General features: G+C 53.1%; 9 protein-coding genes and 4 rRNA genes. 8 read left to right on the forward strand and 5 right to left on the reverse strand.

The window, feature by feature from the left end:
• The first annotated feature begins 113 nt into the window (after positions 1-113).
• Positions 114-3,018, forward strand: a 23S ribosomal RNA gene (locus tag Q31a_RS24775).
• Between the two features lie 125 nt (positions 3,019-3,143).
• Positions 3,144-3,252: ribosomal RNA gene (rrf, locus tag Q31a_RS24780) — 5S ribosomal RNA — on the forward strand.
• Between the two features lie 246 nt (positions 3,253-3,498).
• Here rrf (Q31a_RS24780) and Q31a_RS24785 read toward each other — a convergent pair.
• The gene (locus Q31a_RS24785) at positions 3,499-3,633 is read right to left on the reverse strand and encodes a DUF1698 domain-containing protein (protein ID WP_261342689.1); all 135 of its coding nucleotides are present in this window, start codon (positions 3,631-3,633) and stop codon (positions 3,499-3,501) included.
• Between the two features lie 131 nt (positions 3,634-3,764).
• Between Q31a_RS24785 and Q31a_RS24790 the strand changes: the two genes are divergently transcribed.
• The 3 genes from Q31a_RS24790 to rrf (Q31a_RS24800) all read left to right on the forward strand — a co-directional run bounded on the left by Q31a_RS24790 (position 3,765) and on the right by rrf (Q31a_RS24800) (position 8,438).
• The gene (locus Q31a_RS24790; RefSeq protein ID WP_145083911.1) at positions 3,765-4,622 is read left to right on the forward strand and encodes a hypothetical protein; all 858 of its coding nucleotides are present in this window, start codon (positions 3,765-3,767) and stop codon (positions 4,620-4,622) included.
• 677 nt (positions 4,623-5,299) lie between these two features.
• A 23S ribosomal RNA gene (locus Q31a_RS24795) occupies positions 5,300-8,204 on the forward strand.
• 125 nt (positions 8,205-8,329) lie between these two features.
• Positions 8,330-8,438 (forward strand): 5S ribosomal RNA (rrf, locus tag Q31a_RS24800).
• A gap of 246 nt (positions 8,439-8,684) precedes the next feature.
• Here rrf (Q31a_RS24800) and cmoB read toward each other — a convergent pair.
• The gene (cmoB, locus tag Q31a_RS24805) at positions 8,685-9,659 is read right to left on the reverse strand and encodes a tRNA 5-methoxyuridine(34)/uridine 5-oxyacetic acid(34) synthase CmoB (RefSeq protein ID WP_197355641.1); all 975 of its coding nucleotides are present in this window, start codon (positions 9,657-9,659) and stop codon (positions 8,685-8,687) included.
• A 7-nt stretch (positions 9,660-9,666) separates the two neighbouring features.
• Positions 9,667-10,407 carry a carboxy-S-adenosyl-L-methionine synthase CmoA gene (gene cmoA, locus Q31a_RS24810; protein ID WP_145083914.1) on the reverse strand — a complete coding sequence of 247 codons (741 nt, stop codon included), beginning with the start codon at positions 10,405-10,407 and terminating at the stop codon, positions 9,667-9,669.
• A gap of 325 nt (positions 10,408-10,732) precedes the next feature.
• Here cmoA and Q31a_RS24815 point away from each other — a divergent pair, with 325 nt between their 5' ends.
• Both Q31a_RS24815 and Q31a_RS24820 read left to right on the forward strand, forming a co-directional pair.
• Positions 10,733-11,383 (forward strand): PEP-CTERM sorting domain-containing protein, encoded by a 651-nt coding sequence (locus tag Q31a_RS24815; protein ID WP_145083916.1) that lies wholly within the window; start codon positions 10,733-10,735, stop codon positions 11,381-11,383.
• 199 nt (positions 11,384-11,582) lie between these two features.
• A complete protein-coding gene (locus Q31a_RS24820; RefSeq protein ID WP_145083919.1) occupies positions 11,583-12,641 on the forward strand; it encodes a transaldolase family protein in 1,059 nt (352 codons plus the stop codon).
• 91 nt (positions 12,642-12,732) lie between these two features.
• Here Q31a_RS24820 and Q31a_RS24825 read toward each other — a convergent pair whose 3' ends face one another.
• The gene (locus Q31a_RS24825) at positions 12,733-13,374 is read right to left on the reverse strand and encodes an NAD(P)H-dependent oxidoreductase (RefSeq protein ID WP_145083922.1); all 642 of its coding nucleotides are present in this window, start codon (positions 13,372-13,374) and stop codon (positions 12,733-12,735) included.
• Positions 13,375-13,449: 75 nt separating this feature from the next.
• On the opposite strand from Q31a_RS24825, the gene Q31a_RS24830 reads away from it, so the two are divergent.
• Positions 13,450-13,959 carry a gamma carbonic anhydrase family protein gene (locus tag Q31a_RS24830; protein ID WP_145083925.1) on the forward strand — a complete coding sequence of 170 codons (510 nt, stop codon included), beginning with the start codon at positions 13,450-13,452 and terminating at the stop codon, positions 13,957-13,959.
• 1,280 nt (positions 13,960-15,239) lie between these two features.
• On the opposite strand, the gene Q31a_RS24835 is transcribed toward Q31a_RS24830, so the two are convergent.
• Positions 15,240-16,037, reverse strand: coding sequence for a creatininase family protein (locus Q31a_RS24835; RefSeq protein WP_145083928.1), 798 nt, complete (start codon positions 16,035-16,037; stop codon positions 15,240-15,242).
• Between the last annotated feature and the right edge of the window lie 157 nt (positions 16,038-16,194).

Genomic DNA, 16,194 nt, shown 5'->3' on the forward strand with positions numbered 1-16,194 from the left:
ATATCGTCAGGACGATCATCCTGACAGACATCGAAGTTTCAAGCTCGACGCGACGCAGGGCAAAGCAGCATCGGTTGCTTACAGATAGCTGAGCAAGAGTTCGAGATTTCGGTGGTCAAGTTACTAAGGGCGCACGGGGGATGTCTTGGCATTAGAAGGCGATGAAGGGCGTGGAAGTCTGCGAAAAGCTTGGGGGAGCTGACAAACGAGTGTTAATCCCGAGATACCCGAATTAGCTTGTACTGAATACATAGGTACTTGTGGCCAACCCAGGGAACTGAAACATCTAAGTACCTGGAGGAATAGAAAGAAAAATCGATTCCGTAAGTAGCGGCGAGCGAAAGCGGAATAGCCCAAACCGCATGGGTTTCCCAGGCGGGGTTGTAGGGTCTTTCACATGGGAGTTACAAAATTCAAACTAGCGAAAGTGTCCTGGATACGGCACACCACAGAGGGTGACAGTCCCGTACGCAAAAGTTTAGAATCTCCCGAAGGATACCTGAGTAGGTCGGAGCACGTGAAACTCCGACTGAATCGACGGGGACCATCCCGTAAGGCTAAATACTCTCTAATGACCGATAGCGAACTAAGTAGAGCGATCGAAAGGTGGGAAGAACCCCGGCTAGGGGAGGACACTGAACCTGAAACCGTGCGCTTACAAGCGGTCGGAGCACGATTTAACGTGTGACGGCGTGCCTTTAGCATAATGATCCGGCGAGTTACCGTTCATGGCTCGGTTAAGCCTCTCAGGGGCGAAGCCATAGGGAAACCGAGTCTTAATAGGGCGACCATTGTCATGGGCGGTAGACGCGAAACCTGGTGATCTACCCATGAGCAGGTTGAAGCGCGGGTTAAACTGCGTGGAGGACCGAACCCACTTGGGTTGAAAACCGAGGGGATGACTTGTGGGGAGGAGTGAAAGTCTAATCAAACCAGGAGATAGCTCGTTCTCTCCGAAATATATTTAGGTATAGCCTCGAGCAACTATTCATTGGGGGTAGAGAGACTGAATTGGATGGGGGCCCTTTCCAGGGTACCCCACTGAACCAAACTCCGAATACCATTGAAACTATCTCGGGAGTCAGTCTGCGGGGGATAAGCTCCGTGGTCAAGAGGGAAACAACCCAGATCGTCGGCTAAGGTCCCTAAACTATGCTCAGTCACTAAGGAAGTTGAATCTCCGTGACAGCCAGGATGTTGGCTTAGAAGCAGCCACCATTTAAAAAGTGCGTAACAGCTTACTGGTCGAGAGATTCTGCGCCGATAATGAACGGGAGTAAGCATAGTACCGAAGCCGCGAACTCAGATAATCTTCGGATGGTCTGTTTGGTAGGAGAGCGCTGTAGAGGATATACAAGCCATACCGTAAGGAGTGGTGTCGGCCTCTACAGGTGATTATGCCGGAATGAGTAACGATAAAACAGGTGAGAATCCTGTTCGCCGAAAGCCTAAGGTTTCCTGGGGAAGGTAAATCCGCCCAGGGTTAGCCGGTGCCTAAGACGAGGCCGAAAGGCGTAGTCGATGGACAGAAGGTTAATATTCCTTCGCCATGTGTGTGGAGCGATGGAGGGACGGCGTCCGAAAAGCATGCGGACTGATAGAATAGTCCGTTGCTTGGCTACAAGAATGGTAGTAGGAAAATCCGCTACAGTAGGTTCAAGTAGCCGAGCTAACAGCACCTAAGATCTGGATGATGTTGGCAGGACGTCCAAGAAAAACTTCTAAGTGTTGAAGCACACGTGACCGTACTAAAACTGACACAGGTAGGCGAGATGAGAAGTCTCAGGCGCTCGGGAGAACGGTGATTAAGGAACTCTGCAAAATGGCCCCGTAAGTTCGCGATAAGGGGCGCCTACGCAAGTAGGCCACAGAAAATCGGCTCTAACGACTGTTTATCAAAAACACAGGACGCTGCTAACACGTAAGTGGATGTATAGCGTCTGACGCCTGCCCGGTGCTGGTAGGTTAAGGAAGGCGGTTAGCTCTTCGGAGCGAAGCTGGCGACCGAAGCCCCAGTAAACGGCGGCCCTAACTATGAGGGTCCTAAGGTAGCGAAGTTCCTTGTCGGGTAAGTTCCGACCTGCATGAAAGGCGTAACGATTGGAGCACTGTCTCAATCACCGACCCGGTGAAATTGTAGTCGTGGTGAAGATGCCACGTACCCGCGGTTAGACGGAAAGACCCCATGAACCTTCACTGTAGGCTGATATTGGGTTGAGGTACATCTTGTGTAGTATAGCTGGGAGGCTTTGATCTGGGCGCGCTAGCGTTCAAGGAGCCATCGTTGAAATACCAGCCTGGATTTACTTTAATTCTAACCCTGTACCGTGAAACCGGTCAGGGAACAGTGTCAGTTGGGCAGTTTGACTGGGGCGGTCTCCTCCTAAAAAGTAACGGAGGAGTACAAAGGTCCACTCAGCCTGGTCGGCAATCAGGCGAAGAGCGTAAAGGTAGAAGTGGGCTTAACTGCGAGACAAATAAGTCGAGCAGATACGAAAGTAGGTCTTAGTGATCCGGTGATTCCGAATGGAAGGGTCATCGCTCATCAGATAAAAGGTACTCTGGGGATAACAGGCTTATCGCATCCGAGCGTCCACAGCGGCGATGCGGTTTGGCACCTCGATGTCGGCTCATCACATCCTGGGGGTGAAGAAGCTCCCAAGGGTTTGGCTGTTCGCCAATGAAAGTGGTACGTGAGCTGGGTTCAGACCGTCGTGAGACAGGTCGGTCCCTATCTGCCGCGGGCGTTCGAAACTTGAGGAGGTTCAACTTTAGTACGAGAGGATTTGGTTGGACGAAGCTCTGGTGTACCAGTTGTCACGCTAGTGGCACGGCTGGATAGCTAACTTCGGAAAGGATAAACGCTGAAAGCATCTAAGCGTGAAGCCCTCTCCTAGATTAGGTTTCGTAAGTACTTTGTACGTAAGTCCCCAAGAAGATTACTTGGTTGATAGGCCAGATGTGTAAGCACGGTAACGTGTTCAGCTAACTGGTACTAACGGACGAATACTTGACCACCGATATTTTGCACTCTTGCGACTCGCTAAGAGAGCGGTCACCTACCCAGGTGACAGCGTATGATGTCAACTACCAATCAACAAAGCTATACAGGCTTGTGCAAGCGAATAGGTTGCACAAGTCTCTCTGGCGACCATATCTGAAAGGTCATACCTGTTCCCATCCCGAACACAGAAGTCAAGCTTTCAGAGCCGATGATAGTGCCCACCAGTGCGAAAGTAGGTATTGCCAGTATTTTTAAAAGCCTCCTAGACAATTGTCTATGGAGGCTTTTTTTATGCGCCCACCACAAGACAACACCTCGTAGCATGGCTCCCCGAGTCGTGAACCGTAGCATGGCTCCCCGTGCCGTGGACCACTACCACACGAGGCCACTCCTTCTTCCGCTGCCAAAACACAAGTGAGCCCCCGCATCGCCACACGTTCGTGGCCAGCGTCTGACGGGTAACACACCTCGAGCGACCAACTCCTTCTAGCGACTCACCGCCGCCTGGCCGTCAACAAGGCGCGACGGGGAGCAGGATACCCCTCGAGCGTACGACTGCAATCCGAAGGATCTAGAAAATCTACCAACGATTCAAAACGCATCCAACGCGTACCTCGCTGCTCAGACACACGCGTTAACCAAACTTAACCCCAAAGGAGCCTCACTCTTTTCGGGGTTGACCCGGCGTGCTCCCTTTAGGAATATCCAACGCACCATTGCAACTAGCGATGCAGCATCTGGAAAATTCCACAAGGAGATTATGTTGCCCACCCCCAGCTTTCCCCAACCGGCCAGCGTCGAACATGTTGACCTAGCGCTGCGCTCCGAACTACTCCAGCATTGCACGCGAACCATCGCGGAAACTTCGCTGCAGCTCACTCCCTTCCCACACTTCTTGGTGCACGGCTTTCTCCCGCAGGAGGTCTACAACGAGCTGATTTGCAGTTTTCCCGCCCCCGAGGAGTATGAAGCCTTCGGATACGAGAAGCACCAGGCCCCCAACGGCAGCAGCAATCGCTTTCGATATCAATTCTCGAATCGATACTTAGCAAAACTGCCACCAGTCAAGCGAAAACTCTGGTTTACCATTCGAAGCGTGCTTGGCAGCCACGATTTCAAGCAAACCGTGTTTGAGAAACTGGCACCGGGACTCGAGCTGCGTTACGGGGCTGAGCTGGCAGGCCGGGGAGATCTCGCGGGCTACGCGCTTCCGGAATTGTTCCGCGAGACCGAAGGGTATTCGATCAAGCCCCATCCGGACACGCGCAAGAAAGTGGTAACGATGCAATTTGCATTGGCTAGCGATGAGGGGCAACGAGAGCTGGGCACGGAATTCTACAGACGCTCCGCAGCACCGCGCAACTGGCTTCGACAGCCGTATGGTTTCGAGGTGGCCAAGAAGATGCCGTTCAGCCCCAACACGGTCTATGCGTTCTCCGTGCTCAACACCGTCCGCTTGAAGAGTTGGCATGGCCGGACAGCGATTCCGGGCGACTTTGGCGTCCGCAACTCCATTCTCAACATTTGGTATGAGCAGGCTGAGAATGGCAACCAGGAGTTGATCGACGAATCCCACTGGTTTGCCACTACCGCAGTCCCGGCGCTTCGAGCTGCCTGAGCCATGGGGAGACGTCCCCACGCCTCCTCTTGAACTGCAAACCAGGCTCCGATTCGAAAAATCCTCCAGTTAGGCTCAATCGGCAGCCCACCGATACCGATAAGCTCACCTTACCGAGGCAGCAAACATGCTGAACCAACCTGGTTTAGAAAGAATCTGCCAAGGAAATTCAGGACGGCAAAAGCGTCGCTGACCCAATAAATTGTTCGGTTTTTAACATGAACCGAGACCAATGGGGGGGGGCGCCACCGCAGAGAACTCGACACTCCGCCGCTTTTGCCGTTGACGGTCCACCGACTCCGGTCTAAATTACCGTCCATGTGGCCGAGAGGACACAAAACACAAAACTTGATCTTTGACAATTTGGTTGATTGGTAGTTGGCATCTTAAGTGCACCGCCAAGGTTGATTCGACCGCCGCTCGCAGGAGTGGCTAGTAGATGAGAATTAAAGCAGGTGCACACACGACGCTGGAGTCAACACTCAGATGCAAATCTGAGCGTTGATTACCGATTTTATAGCGAGCGCTGAGAACGGCGGCTTGAGTGATCAAGTCGCAATAAAGATATCGTCAGGACGATCATCCTGACAGACATCGAAGTTTCAAGCTCGACGCGACGCAGGGCAAAGCAGCTTCGGTTGCTTATAGATAGCTGAGCAAGAGTTCGAGATTTCGGTGGTCAAGTTACTAAGGGCGCACGGGGGATGTCTTGGCATTAGAAGGCGATGAAGGGCGTGGAAGTCTGCGAAAAGCTTGGGGGAGCTGACAAACGAGTGTTAATCCCGAGATACCCGAATTAGCTTGTACTGAATACATAGGTACTTGTGGCCAACCCAGGGAACTGAAACATCTAAGTACCTGGAGGAATAGAAAGAAAAATCGATTCCGTAAGTAGCGGCGAGCGAAAGCGGAATAGCCCAAACCGCATGGGTTTCCCAGGCGGGGTTGTAGGGTCTTTCACATGGGAGTTACAAAATTCAAACTAGCGAAAGTGTCCTGGATACGGCACACCACAGAGGGTGACAGTCCCGTACGCAAAAGTTTAGAATCTCCCGAAGGATACCTGAGTAGGTCGGAGCACGTGAAACTCCGACTGAATCGACGGGGACCATCCCGTAAGGCTAAATACTCTCTAATGACCGATAGCGAACTAAGTAGAGCGATCGAAAGGTGGGAAGAACCCCGGCTAGGGGAGGACACTGAACCTGAAACCGTGCGCTTACAAGCGGTCGGAGCACGATTTAACGTGTGACGGCGTGCCTTTAGCATAATGATCCGGCGAGTTACCGTTCATGGCTCGGTTAAGCCTCTCAGGGGCGAAGCCATAGGGAAACCGAGTCTTAATAGGGCGACCATTGTCATGGGCGGTAGACGCGAAACCTGGTGATCTACCCATGAGCAGGTTGAAGCGCGGGTTAAACTGCGTGGAGGACCGAACCCACTTGGGTTGAAAACCGAGGGGATGACTTGTGGGGAGGAGTGAAAGTCTAATCAAACCAGGAGATAGCTCGTTCTCTCCGAAATATATTTAGGTATAGCCTCGAGCAACTATTCATTGGGGGTAGAGAGACTGAATTGGATGGGGGCCCTTTCCAGGGTACCCCACTGAACCAAACTCCGAATACCATTGAAACTATCTCGGGAGTCAGTCTGCGGGGGATAAGCTCCGTGGTCAAGAGGGAAACAACCCAGATCGTCGGCTAAGGTCCCTAAACTATGCTCAGTCACTAAGGAAGTTGAATCTCCGTGACAGCCAGGATGTTGGCTTAGAAGCAGCCACCATTTAAAAAGTGCGTAACAGCTTACTGGTCGAGAGATTCTGCGCCGATAATGAACGGGAGTAAGCATAGTACCGAAGCCGCGAACTCAGATAATCTTCGGATGGTCTGTTTGGTAGGAGAGCGCTGTAGAGGATATACAAGCCATACCGTAAGGAGTGGTGTCGGCCTCTACAGGTGATTATGCCGGAATGAGTAACGATAAAACAGGTGAGAATCCTGTTCGCCGAAAGCCTAAGGTTTCCTGGGGAAGGTAAATCCGCCCAGGGTTAGCCGGTGCCTAAGACGAGGCCGAAAGGCGTAGTCGATGGACAGAAGGTTAATATTCCTTCGCCATGTGTGTGGAGCGATGGAGGGACGGCGTCCGAAAAGCATGCGGACTGATAGAATAGTCCGTTGCTTGGCTACAAGAATGGTAGTAGGAAAATCCGCTACAGTAGGTTCAAGTAGCCGAGCTAACAGCACCTAAGATCTGGATGATGTTGGCAGGACGTCCAAGAAAAACTTCTAAGTGTTGAAGCACACGTGACCGTACTAAAACTGACACAGGTAGGCGAGATGAGAAGTCTCAGGCGCTCGGGAGAACGGTGATTAAGGAACTCTGCAAAATGGCCCCGTAAGTTCGCGATAAGGGGCGCCTACGCAAGTAGGCCACAGAAAATCGGCTCTAACGACTGTTTATCAAAAACACAGGACGCTGCTAACACGTAAGTGGATGTATAGCGTCTGACGCCTGCCCGGTGCTGGTAGGTTAAGGAAGGCGGTTAGCTCTTCGGAGCGAAGCTGGCGACCGAAGCCCCAGTAAACGGCGGCCCTAACTATGAGGGTCCTAAGGTAGCGAAGTTCCTTGTCGGGTAAGTTCCGACCTGCATGAAAGGCGTAACGATTGGAGCACTGTCTCAATCACCGACCCGGTGAAATTGTAGTCGTGGTGAAGATGCCACGTACCCGCGGTTAGACGGAAAGACCCCATGAACCTTCACTGTAGGCTGATATTGGGTTGAGGTACATCTTGTGTAGTATAGCTGGGAGGCTTTGATCTGGGCGCGCTAGCGTTCAAGGAGCCATCGTTGAAATACCAGCCTGGATTTACTTTAATTCTAACCCTGTACCGTGAAACCGGTCAGGGAACAGTGTCAGTTGGGCAGTTTGACTGGGGCGGTCTCCTCCTAAAAAGTAACGGAGGAGTACAAAGGTCCACTCAGCCTGGTCGGCAATCAGGCGAAGAGCGTAAAGGTAGAAGTGGGCTTAACTGCGAGACAAATAAGTCGAGCAGATACGAAAGTAGGTCTTAGTGATCCGGTGATTCCGAATGGAAGGGTCATCGCTCATCAGATAAAAGGTACTCTGGGGATAACAGGCTTATCGCATCCGAGCGTCCACAGCGGCGATGCGGTTTGGCACCTCGATGTCGGCTCATCACATCCTGGGGGTGAAGAAGCTCCCAAGGGTTTGGCTGTTCGCCAATGAAAGTGGTACGTGAGCTGGGTTCAGACCGTCGTGAGACAGGTCGGTCCCTATCTGCCGCGGGCGTTCGAAACTTGAGGAGGTTCAACTTTAGTACGAGAGGATTTGGTTGGACGAAGCTCTGGTGTACCAGTTGTCACGCTAGTGGCACGGCTGGATAGCTAACTTCGGAAAGGATAAACGCTGAAAGCATCTAAGCGTGAAGCCCTCTCCTAGATTAGGTTTCGTAAGTACTTTGTACGTAAGTCCCCAAGAAGATTACTTGGTTGATAGGCCAGATGTGTAAGCACGGTAACGTGTTCAGCTAACTGGTACTAACGGACGAATACTTGACCACCGATATTTTGCACTCTTGCGACTCGCTAAGAGAGCGGTCACCTACCCAGGTGACAGCGTATGATGTCAACTACCAATCAACAAAGCTATACAGGCTTGTGCAAGCGAATAGGTTGCACAAGTCTCTCTGGCGACCATATCTGAAAGGTCATACCTGTTCCCATCCCGAACACAGAAGTCAAGCTTTCAGAGCCGATGATAGTGCCCACCAGTGCGAAAGTAGGTATTGCCAGTATTTTCAAAAGCCTCCTAGACAATTGTCTATGGAGGCTTTTTTTATGCGCCCACCACAAGACAACACCTCGTAGCATGGCTCCCCGAGTCGTGAACCGTAGCATGGCTCCCCGTGCCGTGGACCACTACCACACGAGGCCACTCCTTCTTCCGCTGCCAAAACACAAGTGAGCCCCCGCATCGCCACACGTTCGTGGCCAGCGTCTGACGGGTAACACACCTCGAGCGACCAACTCCTTCTAGCGACTCACCGCCGCCTGGCCGTCAACAAGGCGCGACGGGGAGCAGGATACCCCTCGAGCGTACGACTGCAATCCGAAGGATCTAGAAAATCTACCAACGATTCAAAACGCATCCAACGCGTACCTCGCTGCTCAGACACACGCGTTAACGCATCGCTGACCACGCACACTTCTTCAAAACCGGTGCGCTGCAACCAGATCCGAAGCATTGAGAGCGAGGGGAGAAACCAAACGTTGCGCATCTTCGCATAGCGATCGGCGGGAACTAAGACCGTCGCGTGTTCCGAGTCGACAATCAAAGTTTCTAAGACCAATTCCCCGTCGGACTTAAGTGCGCTGGCCAGTGTTTGCAAATGGTCGATGGGGCTCGTGCGGTGATAGAGCACGCCCATGGAACAAACCACATCAAATCGATGAGGATTTGGGGGCAGGTCGGTATCTTTGAGCGGCAAGATAAAATGGCGCTCGTCAGCATCAGCATACTTGCGCAGCACTTCAAATTGCATGATGGATAGCCATGTCGGATCGCATCCCACCACCCATTGAGCGCCAGCCGCTAGCATTCGCCAGCCGTAGTAGCCATTTCCACAGCCAATATCGAGGACCGATTTCCCTGTGAAATCAAAAGCGCTAGCTAAGCGATCCCACTTCAGATTCGAACGCCACTCGGTATCGATCGTCGTTCCCAAGATTTGGAACGGCCCCTTGCGCCATGGATGAAATTCCATCAATCGCTCGCGCACTTCAACCAACTCCGTCTCCGACAGCTCGCCGATCACCTGCACAGCATCGGAAATCGCATGCATTTCAAACTTCGCAGGTTTCGGCAGGGCCGCCCAAGCCTGCTGCCAGCGTGGCAGATCTCCGTGAGACGCAGCGGTGAATCTTTCATGGGTGAGCGTCTCCAGCTGATTCGCCCAATCCACGCTGCCTACGGAACGGAGCCAACCAAAGAGCCGGTCACGGTCAAACAACTTCATGCGGTAGTCAATTCTTGATGGCTAGAATCGAAGCAAAATTAAAACACTGGAACCACGGCGCCACGACTTCGAAGCCAACCCGCTGAAGTCGAGAGAGATGGGCATCCAACGGCTCTGGAATGAGCATGTTTTCAATGGAGGTTCGCTTTTGAGCGATTTCTAGATCGCTATATCCGTGCGCTCGCTTGAAATCGTGATGCAATTCGTTCAGCAGAGCTTGCTGAGAGTCGTCTTCAAAGCTGATTTTTTCACTCAGCAAGAGGGCACCACCCGGTATGAGGCTCTCGCAGATCTTTTGCAAAAGTGGCTCTCGGTCTACTGAGGGGATGAATTGCAGAGTGAAATTGAGGACGACGAAAGAAGCCCTGTCGAGTGAGACTTGGCGAATATCCGCCTGATGCGTTTCGACTGCGCAGCCCGAGGCGATTTCTTGTGGCGACAGTTCAGCCAACCGCTGCTGAAGTCGAGCAATCATGGCTGGCGAGTTGTCGACGGCGTGCAAGGTGCAATCCATGCTTGCTTGCGGGCGGATGAGCCAGGTGGCTGCTCCTAGTGAGCACCCCAAATCGTAAATATTGGTCCCTGGTCGAATAAAACGCCCCGCGAGCTGCTCAATCATCGACAAAATTGAAGCGTAGCCAGGCACAGAGCGGGCAATCATATCGGGAAACACATCCGCCACTGAATCATCAAAGGTGAACTCTCCCACCCGTTGCCGAGGCAGCGAATAGATCCGATCTCGGTTCATGCTTAGTTTTCTAACGCGAAGGGAAGCTCACCACACCAATTGCCTAATCATTGCCGGAGGCCCATTTTACCTCACTTCGATGGAGAGGCGGATAGGGGGGCGGATCAATGCGTAGTGCACCGAAAAACCCTAGCGGGGGGAACCTTACCCCAGCCAACCTCGCGATGCGGCAGCCACATAACACTACAGAGTTACAGGCAAAGTCTTTCTGAATAAAAAAATCACAAAATCTCTCGGTGTTAATTTGGGAAATTGAATCAGGTTCACCAGCGCGTTAGTTTCCCGTCATGCTGCCGACACAATCCGTTGCCTAAGGAGTGAATCCATGCCGAAGACTCATTTTTTTGTTGCTCTGTTGCTAACCACACTCTTTTCAAGCTCATGCTCAGGAGACATTATCGTCGAGTTTTCCAACGGCGGAGCTCTCGACGGGGATGCCGCCGGAGACACGGCCCAATTCACCGACAGCATTTCTGGGGAGATTGCCACCCTGACAACTCAAGCCGTGCTGCAGGGGGCAACGCCGGCGGTCATCAACGAGAATTCGGGGGCGTTGGGAGTCGGCAACGCGATCTTTGAAGTGGGGGAAATCTGGAGCTTCAGTTGGAATGTAGCGACCGAATTGGAAGCGATCGACCTAAGCAGTTTTACCAACGACGAAACTTTTCAGATCTCCTCCACGAGCTGGCAAGGCTTAAGCTTTGATACTAGTTCCGTGGCGGAGCTGGCTTTCAACTCCACCACCGGTACGTTCAACTTGACCGCTGGCACCATCTCCGATCAATTCGATTTTTCGTCCGTGAGTGGCGCCCCCATTCTTCTGAACGCAGGTGCGGAGTACAGTTTTTCCGCCACTGCCGGCAGCACTTCACTTCAAAGCATGCGATTCTCTGCAGTTCCTGAACCCAGTGCACTGGGACTTCTGGGGCTGTCCATTGTCTGCTTGCTTAGAACGCGTCCCCCACAGTCACGCTGAAGAGAGCGGCACTCCGTCGAGTGCCAAGTGCCGATTGAAACGCATGGTCGCAGGCCACTGACCAAGTAAAGTGCGCGATAACCGGGACAGCCAACCTGTCCACCTGCGGCATGCCACTGAAGACGCTATATTGGACCTTACCGATCTTCCCAACCTGGAATCGGTTACTCCAACTTTCAGCATCTGTAGGAAACGCTGCATGTCCAACCCGGCCATCACCAGTCTCATCAATTCTGGCACCAATCTGTACCTGGATTCGATCGATCCAGATCTCGTGAAACTCAATCTTGAATGGGGCGCGGTTGGAGCGACGAGCAACCCCATCATCATTTCAGGTCTCATCGAGAGTGGTCGTTTTGACTCACAACTCGCCGAACTGCTCAAGTCGGGTAAGGACGACAGCGAGATTGCTTGGGAATTGACCGACCAACTGGTTCGCCAAGCACAACAGGCCTTCCACTCCGTTTGGGAGAAGACTCGCGGCGACGCAGGTTGGGTCAGCTTCGAACTCGATCCACTCATCGAAGATCTCGATGCCAACATGCCGCATGCAGATCGTGTCGAACGCTATATTGAACTGGGCAAAAAGTGGTCGGCTGGGCACGACAACCGCATGATCAAAGTCCCTGCCACCCCAGCTGGCTTGGACAGCTTGTCCGCACTCAGTGCAGCTGGGATTACGCTCAACGTAACGCTGGTATTCACCATGGACCAGTATGTACAGGCGCGGAACAACGTCTGGGAAGGCGCACAAAAGCGGGCGTCGCTCGACACGTTCAAGAGTGTCTACAGTATTTTTGTCTCACGAGTGGACCAATATACCGCCCAACATGTAGCGCAACTCTCTGCGGATGCGCAGGGGCAAGTCGGTATTGTGAACGCCAAACGCATATGGCAAGCCAACCAAGATTTTTGGAAAGCCAATCCCACTCCACTCAAGCAAGAAATGATCTTTGCTAGTACGGGCACCAAAAATCCGACGGATCCCCCTACGAAGTATGTCGAAGCTCTGGCGGGAAGCGATATTCAAACCAATCCACCAGCCACCAATGCAGCGGTAGCCGAAAGCTCCGTCGTGTTCTCGCGACAAGTCGACCAATTGCCACCAGCCTCTGTGCTGAATGATATCGATGCGCATGTCAACATGTCCCACCTTGAGAAGACCTTGATGGGCGAAGGCATCGCGAAGTTTGCCGCGCCTCAAAAGCAATTGCTCGCGACAATCGCCAGCAAGCGGGCCAAACTGGCGGTTGGGTAAGCCCCATTGCGTTCAGGCCAGGGGCAATCGGAAAAGTGATTCGATACCCACGAGGCAGTTGGATGCCTGCTTCGTGGCAAAGCAGTCTTGGTTAGACATGCACCACTAAATCAGAAGCCGAAAACCTGACTTTCTTGGCATCTGCTTGCGTATCTTCGGCATGTCGATACCCCACTGCGCAACCGACCACCGTCGTAAATTCGCTATCTTCAATCCCCAGCAACTTGTCGTATTCTGAGAACGCGATGCCTTCCATCGGGCAGGTGTCGACTCCCAGAAGCGCGGCAGCCACCATCAATTGTCCGAGTGCGATGTATACCTGGCGACAGTTCCAATCCAGATGCGTCTCCATTTTTTCAATGGTTGAAACCAGGATTCTGCGATAGCCCTCCACCGCCTCCCCGGGCAATTCACGCGTCTCAATAACGGATTTCATGTACGTATCGACGTACTCCGCGTCCATCGTCTTGCGGGCAGCCAACACCACCATATGGGAACAGTCTTGAGGCTGTTTTTGATTCCATGAAATGGACGGCAACTTCGCCTTCACCGTCTCATCGGTAATGATATAGAACCGCCAGGGCTGCAAACCGTAACTGCTAGGTGTTAAAATCAAGCTCTGCTCGAGCGCGTTCCAGGTCTCCGCGTCCAGACGCCGCAGAGGGTCAAAGCGTTTGGTTGCGTACCGCCAATTCAGACTATCGAGTAGCTGCTGAGGGGTGGGTTGCGACATATTGATCTCTGGCGGAAAGAATTGCAAAACTCCGATTGTATAGATCCCCTCACCAATTGCCACACTGGAAAGCCCATGCACTCCCCCACGCCACAAACCGATCTCCGAGCGCCAACTTGCTGGATTGCCCCCTCCGCCACCGTACTGGGTCATGTGACACTGGGCGAACAATCAAGCGTATGGTTCGGAGCAGTTTTGCGTGGCGATACTTCCGAAATCAGTATTGGAGATGGTAGCAACGTGCAAGACTTAGCTTGCTTGCATTGCGACCCAGGTTTTCCATGTGTGATCGAGGAACGCGTGACCATCGGGCACGGAGCGATTGTGCACGGAGCGCACGTAGAGCGTGATTCTTTGATCGGCATTCGCGCCGTGGTGCTCAACGGTGCTCGGATTGGTACCGGTTCGATTGTCGCAGCTGGAGCCCTGGTGCCGGAGGGAAAGATCATTCCACCTGGAAGCATGGTGATGGGAGTCCCGGGCAAAGTCGTTCGCCCAGTCACTGCTGAAGATCGCCAAATGATTGAACATGCCGCGGAGCATTACATCGAGAATGCCGCTCACTACAAGCAATGCGAGCAGTAGCACGTTGCGGTAGTACGCTTGAGTTCTGGGGCCTCGCGTCCCCATCGATGAGCGAGGGGAGGGCAGTACAAGCAAACACGTCCTCACCCTTTACGTTTTTTTGATTTACGAGCGTTTTCAGGTTTACCGCGAAGGTAGTATGAGGTGGTGCAGGAGACGTTTGGCTGCCGAGCAAGAAAGCTACGACAAGTCGCAGCACTCCCTATGGAGTGCGTTGACTCGTCATCGCTGTGGAGTAGTGGTTGAGGGAGTTTGGTTAGTCCACCGAGCAGGTGTTTGGGGGCAGCCAGAACGGCTTTTCCGGGCCTCTGGTTTGCAAAGGAAGGTGGTGGGGACAGTCAATTTGTGGTGCAGGAGACAATTGGCCGCCGAGCAAGAAAGCTACGACGAGTCGCAGCACTCCCTATGGAGTGCGATGACTCGTCATCGCTGTGGAGTAGTGGTTGAGGGAGTTTGGTTAGTCCACCGAGCAGGTGTTTGGGGGCAGCCAGAACGGCTTTTCCGGGCCTCTGGTTTGCAAAGGAAGTTGGTGGGGACAGTCAATTTGTGGTGCAGGAGACAATTGGCCGCCGAGCAAGAAAGCTACGACAAGTCGCAGCACTCCCTATGGAGTGCGATGAATCTTCATCGCTGTGGAGTAGTGGTTGAGGGAGTTTGGTTAGTCCACCGAGCAGGTGTTTGGGGGCAGCCAGAACGGCTTTTCCGGGCCTCTGGTTTGCAAAGGAAGGTGGTGGGGACAGTCAATTTGTGGTGCAGGAGACAATTGGCCGCCGAGCAAGAAAGCTACGACAAGTCGCAGCACTCCCTATGGAGTGCGATGAATCTTCATCGCTGTGGAGTAGTGGTTGAGGGAGTTTGGTTAGTCCACCGAGCAGGTGTTTGGGGGCAGCCAGAACGGCTTTTCCGGGCCTCTGGTTTGCAAAGGAAGGTGGTGGGGACAGTCAATTTGTGGTGCAGGAGACAATTGGCCGCCGAGCAAGAAAGCTACGACAAGTCGCAGCACTCCCTATGGAGTGCGTTGACTCGTCATCGCTGTGGAGTAGTGGTTGAGGGAGTTTGGTTAGTCCACCGAGCATTCGATTGCATGCCGCCAGAGGACTCTTTTTCCCTGCAGGGTCTAGTTTCATTGCGACGAATCTAGTGCAGTGGTCGCATTTTTATTTCTGGCGAAGTGCGATTTGAGCATTGGGATTGAAAATGCAACCCAATCAACAAGCCGTCACGCGGCGGGAAACTCTTTCAAAAAGCTGTTCACTGCTGGCTACTCGAATCACCGCCGGCTACTCGAAGGGAAAAGTCGCATCGAGTGGGGCTTGGGACAATTCGGCAAGAAACGGTGCGATGCGTTCGACAATGACCTCGCTCAGTTGCTCCCCTTTCGCCGCAGTCGCAGAATGCGGATTCCCTGATCCCGAATTGGAGGTCAGCAGATGCCAGGGGCGGCTTAAGCCCACCCAGCCATTGCGAAGCGCCTCAAATCGCAACGGGCGCGTTGCTCCCTCGTCCGCGGTCAAATCCCCCGTGGGCTTGCGAGCCACCAGGTCGGGACGAAAGGCGAGAACTAAGGAGGTCTCCATCTCTCCGGCATGATCATCGGCATGTTCACAAATTTCAGCAGCTGCATCGCGAATCATCTGGTACCAGTTGCAGAGGAACACATGCACCTTCGTCTGGCCATAGATCTCTCGCAGGAATGGCTTGAAATCATTTCCACCGTGCGAATTGAAGATCACCAACTTGCGCACACCGCTGGCTTCAACCGAAGCCACCAAATCTCGCAGCACCAGGAACAGAGTTGAGGGCTGCAGGTTCATCGCCCATGGAAACTGGCGCAGATTGGTTTCCGTACCAAAAGGCACCACTGGCAACTGCACAACTCGGCCCCCCAGTTCCGTTGCCCTGTGACAACAGCGATCTGCCAGACATCCGGCTTCGATCGTATCCGTACCGTAGGGCAGGTGTAGATTGTGGGGCTCGGTTGCTCCCATGGGCAGCACGGCAACTTGCCACTCCCGCTGCCGGGCGTCCGCTAGCGTTACATCTTCAAGACGCCAATTTTTTTTGAGGTTCTGTTGCATGGGGTTCTAGACTGGGAATGAATCCGCCATAGAGGGTGTTTTTTTGCGAATAAAGCTCATCGAGGACCGCCCTTCGAAATTCGGTCTGCGAGCAGGCGAGTCCTAACACAACCTCGACTGCTGATTTCCGATCGGTACATTTGCGGAGCGCAGTGCA

The organism is Aureliella helgolandensis, from assembly GCF_007752135.1.
GTDB classification, from domain to species: domain Bacteria; phylum Planctomycetota; class Planctomycetia; order Pirellulales; family Pirellulaceae; genus Aureliella; species Aureliella helgolandensis.